Source organism: Anaerostipes caccae L1-92, from assembly GCF_014467075.1.
GTDB lineage: Bacteria > Bacillota > Clostridia > Lachnospirales > Lachnospiraceae > Anaerostipes > Anaerostipes caccae.
This window is the reverse complement of the sequence record NZ_AP023027.1, coordinates 122,100-136,165: the sequence shown is the minus strand read 5'-3', so window position 1 is coordinate 136,165 and position 14,066 is coordinate 122,100. Positions and strand designations below refer to the sequence as shown.

General features: G+C 45.1%; 15 protein-coding genes and 1 pseudogene. 11 read left to right on the top strand and 5 right to left on the bottom strand.

The features are described 5' to 3' along the window. Positions 1–40 precede the first annotated feature (40 nt). Both ANCC_RS00700 and ANCC_RS00695 read left to right on the top strand, forming a co-directional pair. Positions 41–1,915 carry a beta-glucoside-specific PTS transporter subunit IIABC gene (locus ANCC_RS00700; RefSeq protein WP_006567933.1) on the top strand — a complete coding sequence of 625 codons (1,875 nt, stop codon included), beginning with the start codon at positions 41–43 and terminating at the stop codon, positions 1,913–1,915. Between the two features lie 10 nt (positions 1,916–1,925). Then, on the top strand, positions 1,926–2,975 hold the full coding sequence (locus ANCC_RS00695; RefSeq protein ID WP_039946820.1) for an alpha/beta hydrolase: 1,050 nt from the start codon (positions 1,926–1,928) through the stop codon (positions 2,973–2,975). A 34-nt stretch (positions 2,976–3,009) separates the two neighbouring features. Here ANCC_RS00695 and ANCC_RS17945 read toward each other — a convergent pair whose 3' ends face one another. Continuing rightward, entirely contained in the window at positions 3,010–3,195 is a 186-nt protein-coding gene (locus tag ANCC_RS17945; RefSeq protein ID WP_039946822.1) for a hypothetical protein, read from the bottom strand. A gap of 148 nt (positions 3,196–3,343) precedes the next feature. Between ANCC_RS17945 and ANCC_RS00685 the strand changes: the two are divergent. The 6 genes and pseudogenes from ANCC_RS00685 to ANCC_RS00660 form a co-directional block, all read left to right on the top strand. After that, positions 3,344–3,935, top strand: a pseudogene (locus tag ANCC_RS00685) (UbiD family decarboxylase); the annotation flags it as partial. Between the two features lie 3 nt (positions 3,936–3,938). Continuing rightward, positions 3,939–4,505: a UbiX family flavin prenyltransferase gene (locus ANCC_RS00680; protein ID WP_006567938.1), complete on the top strand. Its 567-nt coding sequence runs from the start codon at positions 3,939–3,941 to the stop codon at positions 4,503–4,505. A 1-nt stretch (position 4,506) separates the two neighbouring features. Further along, entirely contained in the window at positions 4,507–4,830 is a 324-nt protein-coding gene (lpdD, locus tag ANCC_RS00675; protein ID WP_006567939.1) for a prenylated flavin chaperone LpdD, read from the top strand. 113 nt (positions 4,831–4,943) lie between these two features. After that, a complete protein-coding gene (locus ANCC_RS00670) occupies positions 4,944–5,312 on the top strand; it encodes a hypothetical protein (protein ID WP_039946824.1) in 369 nt (122 codons plus the stop codon). After that, a complete protein-coding gene (locus tag ANCC_RS00665; RefSeq protein ID WP_006567941.1) occupies positions 5,302–6,471 on the top strand; it encodes a hypothetical protein in 1,170 nt (389 codons plus the stop codon). Before ANCC_RS00670 ends, ANCC_RS00665 begins: the two co-directional genes overlap by 11 nt. 2 nt (positions 6,472–6,473) lie before the next feature. Continuing rightward, entirely contained in the window at positions 6,474–7,322 is an 849-nt protein-coding gene (locus tag ANCC_RS00660; protein WP_050754296.1) for a VanZ family protein, read from the top strand. A gap of 68 nt (positions 7,323–7,390) precedes the next feature. Here the strand turns inward: ANCC_RS00660 and ANCC_RS00655 are convergent, their stop codons facing one another. The 3 genes from ANCC_RS00655 to ANCC_RS00645 are packed head-to-tail and all read right to left on the bottom strand — an operon-like array spanning position 7,391 to position 10,540. Then, positions 7,391–8,434 carry a sugar-binding transcriptional regulator gene (locus tag ANCC_RS00655; RefSeq protein ID WP_006567943.1) on the bottom strand — a complete coding sequence of 348 codons (1,044 nt, stop codon included), beginning with the start codon at positions 8,432–8,434 and terminating at the stop codon, positions 7,391–7,393. Further along, positions 8,427–9,263, bottom strand: coding sequence for a class II fructose-bisphosphate aldolase (locus tag ANCC_RS00650; RefSeq protein ID WP_006567944.1), 837 nt, complete (start codon positions 9,261–9,263; stop codon positions 8,427–8,429). Before ANCC_RS00650 ends, ANCC_RS00655 begins: the two co-directional genes overlap by 8 nt. A gap of 11 nt (positions 9,264–9,274) precedes the next feature. Then, positions 9,275–10,540: a zinc-binding dehydrogenase gene (locus ANCC_RS00645; RefSeq protein ID WP_039946862.1), complete on the bottom strand. Its 1,266-nt coding sequence runs from the start codon at positions 10,538–10,540 to the stop codon at positions 9,275–9,277. A gap of 276 nt (positions 10,541–10,816) precedes the next feature. Between ANCC_RS00645 and ANCC_RS00640 the strand changes: the two genes are divergently transcribed. Genes ANCC_RS00640 through srlE form a run of 3 tightly spaced genes read left to right on the top strand, consistent with a single transcriptional unit; the run spans position 10,817 to position 12,754 of the window. Further along, the gene (locus tag ANCC_RS00640) at positions 10,817–11,215 is read left to right on the top strand and encodes a transcriptional regulator GutM (RefSeq protein WP_006567947.1); all 399 of its coding nucleotides are present in this window, start codon (positions 10,817–10,819) and stop codon (positions 11,213–11,215) included. Positions 11,216–11,228: 13 nt separating this feature from the next. Then, a complete protein-coding gene (gene srlA / locus ANCC_RS00635) occupies positions 11,229–11,762 on the top strand; it encodes a PTS glucitol/sorbitol transporter subunit IIC (protein WP_006567948.1) in 534 nt (177 codons plus the stop codon). Continuing rightward, positions 11,759–12,754, top strand: a complete 996-nt coding sequence (srlE, locus tag ANCC_RS00630; protein ID WP_006567949.1) for a PTS glucitol/sorbitol transporter subunit IIB — start codon at positions 11,759–11,761, stop codon at positions 12,752–12,754. The genes srlA and srlE overlap by 4 nt, the downstream gene beginning before the upstream one ends. Before the next feature lie 72 nt (positions 12,755–12,826). Here the strand turns inward: srlE and ANCC_RS00625 are convergent, their stop codons facing one another. After that, positions 12,827–13,885 carry a helix-turn-helix domain-containing protein gene (locus ANCC_RS00625; RefSeq protein ID WP_006567950.1) on the bottom strand — a complete coding sequence of 353 codons (1,059 nt, stop codon included), beginning with the start codon at positions 13,883–13,885 and terminating at the stop codon, positions 12,827–12,829. Positions 13,886–14,066 lie beyond the last annotated feature (181 nt).

The window sequence follows — 14,066 nt, the reverse complement described above, 5'->3', positions numbered from 1 at the left end:
GACTTAAGATAAATTATTTCAATCTTAAGGAGGAAACAACATGACAAACAGACAAATGGCAGAAGAAATTCTGCAAAAAGTAGGCGGGAAGCGGAATGTGATTTCTTATTCCCATTGCTCCACAAGGCTTCGCCTTGACCTGAAAGATTCCGGCAAAATCGACCGGGATAGTCTTGATAAGCTGGATGGTATTCTATCTGTGATGGATGTGGCAGGACAGACCCAGATTGTACTCGGTCCCCAGGTCCAGTACATTTATGAAGAACTCCAGGGGATCTTTCCGCAGAGTTTTTCTGCTTCTTCGGAGGCCGGTAGTCAGAAAAAGAAAGGGTTTTTAGGGTCAGCTCTGGAGATCATCTCCAGCCTGTTTACTCCCCTCATTGACGTTCTGATCGGCGCTGGTATTTTAAAGGGACTTTTGAGCATCCTCACTGCATCCGGTATTTTGACGGACGCCAGCGGAACCTATCAGATTTTAAATGCAGCTGCGGACAGTCTGTATTATTTTCTTCCAGTGGTGCTGGCGATCACTTGCGCCAAACGCTTTAAAACAAATATGTTTGTGTCCGTAACAATTGCCGGAGCATTATTATATCCGAATCTGACGGCTCTTTATGATGCCGGAAAGGCTATCAGCTTTTTAGGTATTCCTGTACAGCTGACCACATTTAAGAGCAGCGTATTTCCAATTATATTTGCGATCTTACTGCTCTCATATGTAGAAAAAGGCCTCGCAAAACTGCTTCCTGAGAAGATCAGAAGCCGGATTGCTCCATTTTTCTCTCTCCTAATTGTAGTTCCTGTGACGATAACCGTCTTTGGACCTCTTGGCTCTATGCTCAGTAATACGATAGCAGGATTTTACATGAACCTGTATGGATTTAACCCTATGATTGCGGGAGGTTTCATCGGCGCCATTGCTCAGGTGCTTGTTATTTTCGGAATTCATTGGGGATTATTCCCGATCATTTTCTCCAACATTGAAAAGTTTGGTTTTGATACCATCCTGGCTGTATTTGGTCCCAGCATTATCGCCCAGTCAGGCGCTGCTTTCGGTGTATGGCTGAAAACAAAAGATCAACGGCTGAAACAGATTGCGGCCCCTGCGGCTCTCATGGGATTTTTCGGAATTTCTGAACCCGCGATTTATGGAATTACATTAAAATATCGCAGAGCATTTGCGGCTGCTATCATCGGAGGAGGTATCGGTGGTGCCGTTGCAGGAGCCTGCGGTGCCAGGGCTATGGCTGTAGCCGTCGCTGCCGTTCCAACCTTCCCTGCTTACTTCGGTGCCGGATTTACCGGGTTTGTAATCGCCTATTTTGGTGCTTTCCTGATTTCCGCTGTTCTTACTTATCTTTTCGGTTTTAATGATTCTATGATACCGGAATCAGAACGGGCTGATGTAAATGTCACGGCAGATCATACAGAGCTCAGTACATCCACATCCAAAGCTGTAGCAATCAAAGTACATGCGCCTGCTGACGGTACAGTTCTCCCTTTGAACAAAGTAAAGGATCCTGCATTTTCCTCTGAGGCACTTGGAAAAGGTATTGCCGTCATTCCCGAAAATGGAAAAATTACAGCGCCTGTTGCTGGAACTGTGGCCGCCGTTTATCCGACCCTGCACGCATATGGCATTGTAAGTGAAAACCAGGAAGAATTTTTAATACATATCGGAATCGACACGGTAAAATTAGATGGGAAATACTTTAAGTCTCATGTAAAGACTGGTGATATTGTCATGCCTGGAGATTTAATTGCTGCCGCTGAAATAGATGAGATTAAAAAAGCAGGGTTTGACCCTACGGTCATCATTGTTGATACATCAGGCGGCTCCGAGAGAAAAATGACCTTACTCCGGGAGGGATCCGTCTCTTCCCAGGAAGATCTGCTGCTCATTGAATCATTATAAGGAGATCTATATGTTTAAAGAAAAAATGATCCCTCTTTATGCTGGAAGTAATGATTGCTGCAGACTGAAACAAATTCCCGGCTGTAACAGGAACCACCTCCTCGATCCTTCTGTGATCGGGAAGGTGGAAAAGTCCGGAGTTTTTCTGACAGACTATGAGAAAGCTCCCTTCACACCTTTTATGGATCTTTCTTCCCTGAGGCTTGAAATGGGATCTGAGAATCTGGACATCACACAAGAGTTGGTAGAAGAAATGCCCTTTTTGATCAGACTTTCTGACCGCTTTATCCCTGTTACCTTTTTTCGTCTTCCAAACGGGCAAATGCAGAAACCGGTGATTTTCTTCCACGGCGGAGGCTTCCTCGGAGGAAGTACGAAGGTCCTTGAACATCAATGCAGATTTCTGGCAGAACAATCTAAAGCCACTGTCATTTCTGTGGATTACCGGCTGATTCCCGAAAATCCTTTTCCCGCAGCCCTCAATGACTGCAAAGAGGTTATCTCTTGGATCTGGGACCATGCGGGAGAATGGAATTTGGACAGAAACAAAATCACTGCTGCCGGCGAAAGTGCCGGCGGCAACCTGGCTGTTTCATGCTCCCTTTCTGAAACAGGAAAAAAAGTGGCGTTGACCATGCCTGTGTACGGTGCACTGGATTTATCTTATGCCGAAGATACGGACTACTGGGACTATTATAAATATGAAGTCATCCCGGAACACTACAATCATGCAATGACAAGACTCAACCGCTTTCGGATTTTAAACAATACCATTCATGATTTGTACGCAGTGAACGGAGAAGACGTGAAGGATCCTTCGATTTCTCCGCTTTATGCAAATGATTTGTCCAACCTAAAAAAAGCAGTAATCATCGAAGCCGAATTTGACTATTTCCGCTTATCCAACGATTTATTTGCTGAAAAATTGTGGGATTCTGGTATACCGTGTGAGGTGATCCGTTACCAGGGTATGGATCACGGTTTTTATGACCGCCTGGGATTTTGCCAGCAGACAAAAGATTGTATTATGGAAATGGCACTACAGATCAGAAAACTATAAAAGAATAAAGGCAGCGGATGGTGTAATGATAGTATTATACCTCACACCCTTTGCACATATAGTCCGCAAAGATCCTCATGGCATCTGTCTGCGCCGTTCCCGCAAGCTTTGCAAAGACAACAAATAATTTCCTGGGCGGATCCAGAGGAACAACTTTCACCTGGCCGGCCTGAAAGATCCGGAAGTTGCTTTTTGCCAGCAGGCTGATACCTTCACCCACTGCAACGCCGCTGATAATGGATTCTACTCTTCCGGTCCGGACAACCTCAGGTGTGATGCCTGCGGATTGTTCTCCTGAGAAGCTTGGCTGGAAGCTGTTTGAATGTGCCGGACATCCCATAGAGCCAGTGGTGATCCATGGAAAAGCACAGTGCCGGATGATCAAGGTGACGGCTGTGACACGCCGGAAAGATCCTATTTTACAAACCTGTATCGGCCCCAGCGAAGAACATGTATCCATGGCGGGTATCCCCACAGAAGCCAGCATTATCGGAATGATCGAAAAGGCCATGCCCGGACGTCTTCAGAATGTATACTGCTGTTCTGCCGGGGGGGGGCAAATATATGGCGGTCCTGCAATTCTGCAAAAAAACAGCCATCGATGAGGGACGCCAGAGACAGGCCGCCCTTCTGGCATTTTCCGCCTTCAGCGAACTGAAGCACATATTCCTCGTTGATGAAGATGTGGACTGTTTTGATATGAATGATGTGTTATGGGCTATAAACACCAGGTTCCAGGGAGATGCGGATATCATCACCATCCCCGGTGTCCGCTGCCATCCGCTGGATCCGTCCAATGATCCTGACTTTTCACCGAGTATCCGGGATCATGGGATCGCCTGCAAGACCATTTTTGACTGTACTGTTCCTTTTTCCTTAAAAGAGCGGTTCCAGAGAGCACAGTTTTTAGACGTTGATCCCAGCCCGTGGATGTCTGTACAGAAGGAACATGAGGTGTAGAATATGAGACAAAAACGATTATTGGTGGGCATAAGCGGGGCATCCGGCATGCCGTTGGCCGTGGAAGTACTGCGGGCATTAAAGGCATCCGGAATAGAAACTCATTTAATCTGCACAGACAGTGCCGCAAGAACCCTCTCACTGGAAACCAATTTAGCCTTAGAGGATCTCCAGGGCCTTTCCCATACAGTCTATGATAACCGCAATATCGGTGCCGCTCCAGCCAGCGGCAGTTGTCCCATGGACGGTATGATCGTTGTTCCATGCAGTATGAAAACCTTAGCGGGGATTCACAGCGGGTACAGTGACAGCCTGCTTCTCCGGGCCGCCGATGTGACCTTGAAGGAACGCCGGAAGCTTGTGCTTGTGGCCAGGGAGTGTCCTCTTAGCAACATCCACCTGAGAAATATGTATGAAGTTTCCCAGGCTGGCGCCGTCATCCTGCCCCCTGTGCTGAGTTATTACAATCATCCTCAGTCTGTGGAGGATATGACAAGGCACGTGGCCGGCAAGATTTTAGATCAGTTCGGAGTAGAATTTGAAGGATTTCAGCGATGGGAAGGAAAATGAAATGATAAAGCAGACTTTGCTGAAGACAGAATTGTTTGGGTATGAAATCTGTGCCCATGTAACCCGTCTCGATGAGGGCATCCAGGTTCTTATCGCAGGCGGAAGCCGCACTCATATTGGCGCGGTGAGCTTTATGGGGTGTAATGGAAATATTCAAACCCTACAGTTTCCGGGACATAAGGACGGATATGTGAGTACACGCCGGGACAATGCCCTCTGGGAAAGCCTGCATGAACCCGTCTGTATCCAATACGGAATCCATTATGATCGTCTGGAAAACGACCAGATAAAAGAAGTCCTTAATAATAGTATTCATAAAATGTAAACAACTTAACGTTTCTTTTAGTCTTGACTAAAAGATTCATCTATAGTATAGTGTACAAAGATTATATGCATATAATGGAAACTATTAATATTTAAAGAAAAAAAGGTATTGACATGAAAAGACTTTTAATTGGTTTATTAATCACAACAACTATATTTTCCTTATCTACTTCTGCCTTCGCCATGGATAAAAGAGTCAAGGCATCAAAACATTGGGTTTCGACTAAGGAAATCACGGCTAAAGAAGCAAAAGCAAACAAGAACTGGAAAAAAGGTTATCTTAAAGGAAACGGCAAGGGGTATGTAACGGCAAACCAGAAGCATTATGTTACAGTCAAATTGTGGGCAGACTATTCAACAGGATGTTGGAAAACTTCAAAAAGAATATGGGGAAAAGGCAAAGTGGAGAATAGTACCGGATGGGCCACAAAAAATTGCTGTCTGATTGATTTGTATTCTTCAAGTGTGTATTATGGATTTTAATAACAGGCTGAAACATTATCTGGTTTTCGTGACCATTATAATCATATTTGTCTTTGGATCATCTGTCTATTCTTATGCCTTATTTGTCGAAAGAAATAATTCTTCAATTTCTCAAAATAGCAGCCAAGGAGATTGGCTGCTGGCTGACAATTACGACAGAAAAGGCTACCGTTATGAAAACTTTCTAAGAAAAAAGGATTCTTTAAAGATTTTAAAACAAGTATATCAACATCTTATGAATATAAAAAATATTGATTATTATGAAATATCAAACCAAGATTTTATTTATACAAAAAAATTTCAAGGCAGCAAAAGTTTCATTAATGGGAAAGGAAACCAAAAAATAGATGATGTGCTGATCACACCCTTGAAATCTATGCAGGTTTCAGAACTCTATGCAAAAAGACAAAATCTCGATCAAAGCATACAAACTGGAGAATTTTTTAAACGATCTGCATATAAAAAAACTTCTAATCAGATCGTTCCTGTTGTGGCGGGTGCAAATTATAAACATATTTTTAAGCTAAATTCTATTGTTGAAAACTCATATCTGGCAACTAAAAATATCCGCTGTAAAATAATAGGTTTTCTAGACAAAAAAACAAATGTCAAGGTTGATGAAGAAATTATCAATTTAGACAATTATTTAATCATGCCTAGCATTAAGCTATCCCCTCAGGATACTCTGGATTTTAAACAGATTCTTTTATCTGACAAGTGTGAAGGGTATCTACATTATGATAATAAAAATGAGTATCATCAGGTTGTCCAGCAAGTAAAAAGAATTGTGAAAGAAACCGGCTATGAATATATCATTCCGCCAGAAGAAAAACATAATCTATATAACCTGTCCATTGGACAAACTTTTCTGGTTTTTCTTTCATCTGCTTTAGCTTTTCTGTTGGTTATCAGGAAATTATACCGAGATCATATCATTAAAACAGAAAAGGGGCTGTTTTTCGTCACATTTAAGAATCTTACAGTTTATCTCGGTTGGCTGTTCTCAGCTTTTGTCATCAGTCAGGGGATTCTTTTAGCACTATACAAGAACCACCAGAATATATTTATTCGTACAAGGCTCACTACGGTGCTGTTTTTCCTGGCGGTTGGCTGTTACCTGACATTATTGTCTGTGCTCCGATGGAAGAAAGAGGATTGATCATGAGAGAAAATTTTTCTAAAGGCGCTATACTGCTTGCCCAGGCTCTGATCGCTGGATTGATTATTTATGCATTAATTGCAATCGTATTAAAAGTAATGGGTAAGACAAAAACTTTTAAAAACGGCGATTGGTTTTTGCAGTACCTCTTTACTGTATATCTTGTTTTTATTGGTATTGTCACGGGCATGTTTGCTTTTGATGCCTGGAGTCTCAATGGAGCCCATAACTATAATCTGATTCCTTTTATCGGTGAAGACCTTTCTTACATCATATTAAATATCCTGTTGTTCCTGCCCATGGGAGTATTTGTCCCCTTAATGCAGCACACTGAAAAACGAAGTCTGAAAAAAACAGTGCTATTTATATTGCTTTTGTCACTTTTCATCGAATGCATTCAGTTTTTCTTCGTGGGAAGGCTGGCAGACATTGATGATCTGATTGCAAATACCCTTGGAGGACTTTTGGGTTATACTTTTTTTAAGGTTTCAGCTTGTCTGGTCAACCGATATAATAGTGGCAGAAAATCTGGTCTTGGAACTTATTCCATTGTCCTCAGTGTCATTACTCTGTTTTTTGGTTTTACTTTTCCACCTATGACCTGTTATGGAGATATGATTCTTGCGCGATTTGGAATTCCGATCTGGTCAGGCAATCAAAATGGAATCATTTCGCTGGACGGACTGCATTATAGTTTATTTCTCTATTTGATATTAAGCCTTCTGGGACTTCTTTTAGCTATGAGACATCCCAGTGATCTTGGAGCTAAGACCGGCAAATTCATATCATACACTGCTATTCTATACTTTATAATTAAAATAATCCTAAATCTTATGCAAACCTATCTGTAATGGAATTTAAATGTAAAATAGACTGTTTGGAAAATCATTTTCGATTTTCCAAACAGTCTATTTTAAAATTAATTTTCCTTTCCCATAAGCCTTCTCCGATCCATCTCGATCAACTCTCTGGAGGAATGAACATCGGTCACCAGGCCGTCCACGATCTTATGCTTCAAAGCCGCATACAGACTTGCCGCTTTCTCTGTCCCCTCTGTCACAGCAATCACTTCCGGAATCCGTTTGATCTCTTCAATGTTTAAAGAGATGAGCTGCCTGTTCCATTTACAGTCTATCAGTTCTCCCTCTTTATCAAAATAATTATAAGAAATGTCACCGACCAGGCGTCTGCTGATGTCATCCTTCTCCCGATTGATCCCGTGCAGATAAGATTCGGTCAGCTCAAAATACTGAGGTGAACTGCCGAGTCCCACCACAGCCAGTTCCGCATTTCTGGCTTTTTCCATGACACTTTTAATAAAGTGCTGCTTTAAAAGCATTTCCTTTGCCTCATAGGAATCTAAAACAATGGGGGCATGCAACTGAAGGCTATTCCCCCCGCTGTTCTTTGCCATCCGCTCACACACCACATTGGCCTGGATCTCCCACCGTTCTTCCCCCAATCCTCCCGACATAGGTACAAATGTCACATGGTCAAAGGGCACTCCCGATGAAAAGCTCTCAGCGATCTGGCGGGTGGTAGTTCCCGCCGTCATTGCCACATACTTCACAGTGGACAGCTTTCTCGCCACATATTTTGCTGCTGCCGCACCCACTGTTTTTACCGGATTTTCACTGTTTTCCACACTGACGCACACTGCCTCTCTGATCTGAAACCGTTTCTTAAGCTCCTCCTCCAGCTTCCTGTACGGGTGAAACTCCTCGTCATGGATAATGATCTCCACAATCCCGATCTTTCTCGCTTTAGAAAGCAGCTTCGAGACCAGGGACCGGCTCATATTAAACTTTTTAGCGATCCTCTGCTGGGTCCATTCCTCCTCATAATAAAGTCTGGTGATCTCAGCAAGCATCCTGACTTCCTCTGCATCTGCCATCATTCTCCCTCCCACACTGACTGTATTCCCTCTGCTGACACGATTATAGCAGATGTGCAGGTCACTCATCCATTCCAAATATTCTCATGGCAGCCATCACATCCTGCTTCATAGCTTCCGTCGCCGCCAGTGTGAGACGGTCATAGGCCAGATGTTCTCCTGACTGTTTTACAAAGCTTTTAGCCGCGTTCCCTCCCGCTGTATTCATATATGTATAATAGTTAATCTTACAGATTCCCTCTTTTATGGCTCTGCGGTAATTGTCTCCGGATACCCCGGAGCCCCCGTGCATGACCAGGGGAATGCCGTTTTTTTCACTGATCTGAGTTACAATGGAAAGATCCAGCTTTGGCTGCTTTACATAAAGACCATGCACTGTGCCAAAGGCAACGGCCAGGCAGTCCACTCCAGTGCGCTTCACAAACTCCTCAGCCAGAGCAGGATCCGTATAAATGTTGTCCTCCCCGGGATCCTCATTGACATTTGCCACATGCCCAAGTTCTGCTTCCACAGATACTCCCACACTGTGGGCAGCTTTTACGATCTCTGCCGTCTCCATGAGATTCTGCTCAAACGGCCTGGCAGACGCGTCATACATAACAGAAGTAAACCCTGCCCGTATTGCCTCCATGCACCGTTTGAAGGTGCTTCCGTGGTCCAGATGCACTGCCACCGGCACAGAGGCACTCCTTGCATAGTGCAGCATCAGCGGGGCAATCTCATTTAAATCTATGATCGTATCATGACTCTGGGCGTGCTGGAGGATCACCGGCCTCCTAAGCTCCTCCGCTGCACCGATTATGGCACGGATTCCTTCCAATGTGGTTCCGTTGAATGCCCCAACCGCCTGTTTTTTGTTCTTAGCATCTTCTAATAATCCCTTTAAAGTAACTAACATTCCCTTCCTCCCTATCGTGTCAGATCCACATTATATTCATCCAACAAAATCTTTTCAGCCTCCGCATTCCAGCATCCGTTGTGGGCCTCACATGATACTGCCAGCTTTTCAAACAGTGGATTCTCCCTGCCAAGCTCCGCAAAATCTTCAATGGCTGTCAGCGGCAGATCGATCTGTGTATAGATCATTTTTTTCCCGCCCGGGATTTCCGGCACATGCAGAGTAGTCTCGATGGCACTGCTTAAGCCTCCGATATGTGTCACCATCACCGTAGGGCGGATCCTTTTTTGTTCCATCAGCTTCAGGGCGTCATGGAGATCCTCATTGGTGCTTCCGGTAAATCCCACCAGATGGGTGTATGAATAATGCACATTATACATATTGATCCTGGCTGAAAGCGATTGATCCACAGGGCCCGCAAAGAAATTCATGCACCCGTCTTTTCCCAGCACCCGGTCCGCCTGCTCGATCAAGGCTTCCACCGGAGCATAGACAAACACATCATCATATCCTCTGCCGCCGTTCAGGTCTTTCAGTTCCTCTGCCACATCCCGGCATTCATTTGCGTTCACAAAATACAGCTCTTTTCCGCTTTCCGGATCAGGAACCAGCATTTTTTCTGCTCTGCTAAGCCGTTCTTTGGACATATCGACGGCGACAATCTTAGAAGGCCCGTTTTCCAGCTGCAGGGCATAGTCTATACACTCCAGTCCCATGGGTCCGCACGCTCCGAAGATCACAAGACTTCCCTGGGGTTTCACTCCCATACGGTGTTCATGGTCTTCCTCCGATGTATGGTACATTCTCCGGTACCCGGCAATGATACAGGCCGTGGGCTCCGATAAGGAAGCTTCAAAAAAGGAGTCTCCATCAAATGGGATCAGACAGCCGTGCTCCATAACTTCCCGGGGAAGAATACAGTAGGTGCAGTCTCCCCCATAAGTCTCGTAGTAGTAACCTGCTGTTTTCAGCCGGCCGTTTTCAGTGACCGTGGGCAGCACCGTAAACTTCTGGCCCTCTTGGTATAGGTCTTTCCATTTCGCGCCTGTTTCTATGATGACTCCTGACATCTCATGCCCGATGACCGAAGGCCTCTCTTTAAGATCTGGCCTGGCTCTCTTGTGGGCTGCCCCCTGCTTAGACAGCTTATAAGTGGACATACAGACGCTGTCAGAAATGATTTTTACCAAAATCTCATCTTCCTTTATAGGCGGCAGTTCAAATGTATCCAGCCTCAGGTCCTCTTTTCCATAAAGTCTGATCGCTCGTGTTTGCATAGTTAGCACCTCTTTCTTATGATTCAGGTTTATATTGAAATTCAACCCCATCATAATTACCTTCCTTCACCTTCGTCAATCAAAAGTGAAGATATGGAACAAATGTTACAGAACACTCTGGTTTTTTGTATTTATTTTTGTGCAATCGTAAAATATGTTCCAAAACAATCAGATGAATTGACTTCACTTTGAGGGCAGGATAGTATCAACACATGCTAAGAGTTCACGTGAAACTTCTTGTCAATCTATTCATATCAAGGAGGTGCTAACCGCTTTATGCTTACTTATGTTCTTGGGATTTTGATGGTCACAATGGCAGCTCAGGCCGCCTTCGGCTGGTTTCAGATCAAACGAATGTACCAGTCCATTGAAGACCTGAAGAAGGCCTACCGCCATACACCGAATCTTCTGGCCATCGGAACTGCCAAATCCGGCCTGACCTTCCGCCCGGGCGTTATCGTGCTGGTCGTGGTCAATGAATCAGATGAGATTGTAGATTACTATGAAATGAAGGGACGGACTGTATTTTCCAGATTCAATCAAAAAGATGACTATATCGGATGTCCTGCCTGCTCTGTCACTGCCCTGATGAAACGCAAAAATGAGAAGGCCGCTTTTGCCTCAGCCTTAGAACAAATTGCCGGTAAACGGAAAACTGCTGTCTGTCCATGTTAAGGAGGATATATTTATGAATGTATTTGTAAAACTAGCCGAAGGATTTACCGGGATCGTATCCGCAGGAGGAGAAAACCTGATGGGCCTGATCACCGGAATTCTTCCCAATCTTCTGATCCTGCTCACCTGTATCAATGCCATCATCACTCTGGTAGGAGAGGACAGGGTCATGAATTTCTCTAAAAAACTGACCCGGTTCCGCCTGCTCCGTTACACCCTGCTGCCTGTAATCTCCCTTTTCTTTTTGACCAATCCCATGTGCTATACTATGGGACGGTTCGTGGAGGAAGACCAGAAACCTGCCTTTATCGATGCCTGTTTCTCCTTTGCGCACCCGATCACCGGCCTGTTTCCACACGGAAATGCCGGAGAACTGTTTGTCTGGACCGGTATCGCAGCCGGCATTACAAAGCTCGGCTACTCCACTATGCCTTTGGCCGTGCGTTACCTGCTGGCCGGCGTCATCGTTATCTTTATTCGTGGAAATGCCACTGAATTCCTCACGAAAAAGATCATGGCAAAAAATAAAGGAGGTGCAGCAAAATGAAACCATCTGTAACGATCACAAAAGGCTCCAGCGGATGGGGCGGGCCATTGACTGTCTATGAAACGGAAACCAGGAAAGTCGTCGCTTCTGTCACCGGAGGCTCCATTCATCCTCTGGCTGAAAAAATCGCATCGCTGCTTGGCGTCCCGGTAGTGGATGCCTTTAACAATAAAGTGGAACCCGACACCATCATCATCGCAGTGGTAGACTGCGGTGGGACACTCCGGTGCGGTGTTTATCCGAAAATGGGAGTCAAGACCATCGATATCCACCCCATCTCCCCGTCCGGGCCACTCAGCAAATATATTAAAGAAGATAATTTTGTATCCGGCACTACGCTGGACTGTATTACCCAAAGCGGCGAGGCTGCCCCTTCTGAACCTGAAGTATCCGGACAGGCTGTCCCGGATCTGGCTGAGGCTGAGGGAAAAGAATCCTCCCCCGCCCCTGGAGGAAATCAATTTTTTAACTTTATTACCAGCATGGGCCGCGGCATCGGAAGTATTGTAAACGTATTTTATCAGGCAGGCCGGGATACCCTGGACATTGTCCTGAAAAACATTTTGCCGTTCATGATCTTCGTCAGCATCATGGTTGGTATCATCAACTATACCGGCATCGGCGATCTCCTGGCAAATGCCATCAAACCATTGGCCGGAAGTCTTCCAGGCCTTCTGGGGTTGTCCGTTTTCTGTGCCATTCCGTTCCTGTCCCCGGTCCTTGGACCCGGTGCGGTGATCGCACAGGTGGTAGGTGTACTCCTCGGTGTAGAGATCGGGAAAGGAACCATTCCCATCGCTTATTCTCTTCCTGCACTGTTTGCCATCAACTCTCAGGTAGGATGTGATTTTGTACCTGTAGCGCTGACCCTGGCGGAAGCTGAGGACGATACCGTGAGCGCCGGAGTACCCGCCATGCTCTTTACGAGACTTGTCACAGGACCTGCGGCTGTACTTGTAGCCTATCTGTTGAGTTTCGGGCTTTACAGTTAATATCAGATGTTAAACGAAAAAACAATCAAACTGCGAAACCTCCTTCAGCAGTTTGATTGTTTTTAGATTCTGTTATATTTTTTCTTTCCATGCGCTGATAAGCTGCCTGAATTCCGGCTCATCCTGTAGAAAATGAAACTCCTCATTTTCAGGGTCTTCAAATTCGCTTAAGATCTTTGGAAGTATAGACTTTCCAAAATGGTCCGTGCTGGACTTACTGCCTGTGTATCTGTACAGCGGTGATTGGCCCGGCTCCCATTTTTTAAGAATCGCCGGAAACATATCTTTCAGTATGGTGATACACTGACCGGTATCTTTCCTTGCGAATGCAAGCTGAAACTGTGCTGAGTAAGACCCATAATCCCACAACCCAAACAAACGCACCACCTGCCTTGATATATCAGCGATCTCATCTGCGTCTTTGGGCCTGTTCTCTTCAAAGGCTATGGTCATCAAATCCATCAGCGCAGCTTGGATATCATTTAATTTCTTCAAAAGTCTGCTTTCCAGGACACGGCCCGCATCCTCCCACTGTTTCTGTTTCATATACAGCCTTGTCCGAATCTGGTTCTTATCCATCATGGACTCCTCCGGCAGCTCCTTAAGGAATATTTCTGCTCTGTCATATTCCTCCCGGTCTATATACTTAAAGATCAGCAGAGAACGCGCCCGGTCCCTGACCTCTGCATCAGTGCTCTGGGCTGCCCGTTCATACAGTTTTTCAATATCATTCTTTAAATCAGTACAGTCCTCCTTGTAGTAAATACCTAAAATTCCTTCCAGTGTGACCGCAACATTCAAGATCAACGGATCACAGGATGGATACTCCCGTACTTTTTCCATTCCCATATGAAATGCATGTTCCGCTCCGTTACTGGAAACATCCGCTGCCAGTTCATTGAGAAAATCTGTGATTTCCTCTTTGGTTGGTTCTTCTTTAAAGGACAGAAGGGTATTCAGGTCTGTCTCCAGTAACCGCGCCAATGCAGGAAGCAGTGTGATATCCGGATAGGACACTGCTTTTTCCCACTTGTTGACCGCAGGGGCGGAAACCCCCAGCAGAGAAGCCATCTGTTCCTGGGTTAAACCTTTTTTTATCCGCAGTTCCCGAATCATTTCATTGATCTTCATAAGCCCATCTCCTTTTCTCTTTTCATTGTATCAGCCCGATGAAACACCTACAATTGAATCCTTTTTTATTTTTCCTCAGAAGAATTTAACCAATGGTTAAAATGATGATCAATAGAACAAAGTGGGCAAGCCCGCTTCAACGCCCCAACCCCTCACTCTTTGAGGGGCTTGACAACTTTGC

Excerpts from the sequence above, each read along its gene's own strand:
- ANCC_RS00700 (WP_006567933.1), top strand. The coding sequence starts at position 41 with ATGACAAACAGACAAATGGCAGAAGAAATTCTGCAAAAAGTAGGCGGG.
- ANCC_RS00695 (WP_039946820.1), top strand. The coding sequence starts at position 1,926 with ATGTTTAAAGAAAAAATGATCCCTCTTTATGCTGGAAGTAATGATTGC.
- ANCC_RS00680 (WP_006567938.1), top strand. The coding sequence starts at position 3,939 with ATGAGACAAAAACGATTATTGGTGGGCATAAGCGGGGCATCCGGCATG.
- lpdD (WP_006567939.1), top strand. The coding sequence starts at position 4,507 with ATGATAAAGCAGACTTTGCTGAAGACAGAATTGTTTGGGTATGAAATC.
- ANCC_RS00670 (WP_039946824.1), top strand. The coding sequence starts at position 4,944 with ATGAAAAGACTTTTAATTGGTTTATTAATCACAACAACTATATTTTCC.
- ANCC_RS00665 (WP_006567941.1), top strand. The coding sequence starts at position 5,302 with ATGGATTTTAATAACAGGCTGAAACATTATCTGGTTTTCGTGACCATT.
- ANCC_RS00660 (WP_050754296.1), top strand. The coding sequence starts at position 6,474 with ATGAGAGAAAATTTTTCTAAAGGCGCTATACTGCTTGCCCAGGCTCTG.
- ANCC_RS00655 (WP_006567943.1), bottom strand. The coding sequence starts at position 8,434 with ATGAGTGACCTGCACATCTGCTATAATCGTGTCAGCAGAGGGAATACA.
- ANCC_RS00650 (WP_006567944.1), bottom strand. The coding sequence starts at position 9,263 with ATGTTAGTTACTTTAAAGGGATTATTAGAAGATGCTAAGAACAAAAAA.
- ANCC_RS00645 (WP_039946862.1), bottom strand. The coding sequence starts at position 10,540 with ATGCAAACACGAGCGATCAGACTTTATGGAAAAGAGGACCTGAGGCTG.
- ANCC_RS00640 (WP_006567947.1), top strand. The coding sequence starts at position 10,817 with ATGCTTACTTATGTTCTTGGGATTTTGATGGTCACAATGGCAGCTCAG.
- srlA (WP_006567948.1), top strand. The coding sequence starts at position 11,229 with ATGAATGTATTTGTAAAACTAGCCGAAGGATTTACCGGGATCGTATCC.
- srlE (WP_006567949.1), top strand. The coding sequence starts at position 11,759 with ATGAAACCATCTGTAACGATCACAAAAGGCTCCAGCGGATGGGGCGGG.
- ANCC_RS00625 (WP_006567950.1), bottom strand. The coding sequence starts at position 13,885 with ATGAAGATCAATGAAATGATTCGGGAACTGCGGATAAAAAAAGGTTTA.